The organism is Natrinema soli (assembly GCF_028618695.1).
On the sequence record NZ_JAQIVI010000731.1, the window covers coordinates 1 to 694 of the forward strand.

A 694-nucleotide genomic window follows, 5' to 3' on the forward strand; every position below is an offset into this window, starting at 1 on the left:
CGAGTTCGGTGGTCGCTTCCGCCGCGGTCGGGGTCGTCGCCGGCGTCGGGTTCCCGCGGATCCTTCCGGAACTGGGGCCGATGCTGGCCGCGGTCGCCTTCTGTGCCTCGTTCGTCGGAATGTCGAGCGCCGAACGGTTGGAAACCACCGGGCAGGTCGCTGGTGCCGGCCTCGTCTGTGGACTCGTCTACCTCGCGGTCGCACCCGCTCTCGCCGGCGCGGGCGGCAAGCTGGGGACGACCGCGTTCGTCTCCTGTCTCGCGCTCACCGGCGCGCTGGAGCTGACGGCCGTCGTCCGCTCGAGCGTCGGTCGCTTCGCTGCGAGCCGTTGAACGCGGTCTCCGGTCACGCTCGAGTTCGGTGGTCGCTCGGGGTCGAGATACCTCCGTCGGCGCGCCCGGTCAGCTGACCGACGGCGATTCGGATCGGGAACACTTTCACTATCGAGCGGATAGTGACAGTAAACAAACGACAATGTCCCCGATCCGCAACACCCTCGCGGACCTGACCGCCGAGCGGTTTCGAGCGGCGGTCCTCCTCGGACTCGTCTCGATCCCGTTCACCGTCGCCCTCTCGTGGGAGTCCGCCCCGTCCTCGGTTTCGGGGACGGCCGTGCTCGCTGCCGGGCTGCTGGCCGGCCTCCACTACGGCGACCGATCGGCGGAGAACGGCGACGTCGGCCCGATCGAGGGCT

At 69.6% G+C, this 694-nt stretch carries 2 pseudogenes; both read left to right on the forward strand.

The window, feature by feature from the left end:
• Positions 1-332 (forward strand): annotated as a pseudogene (locus tag PGX04_RS31100) (hypothetical protein); the annotation flags it as partial.
• Positions 333-360: 28 nt separating this feature from the next.
• A pseudogene (locus PGX04_RS31105) lies at positions 361-694 on the forward strand (hypothetical protein); the annotation flags it as partial.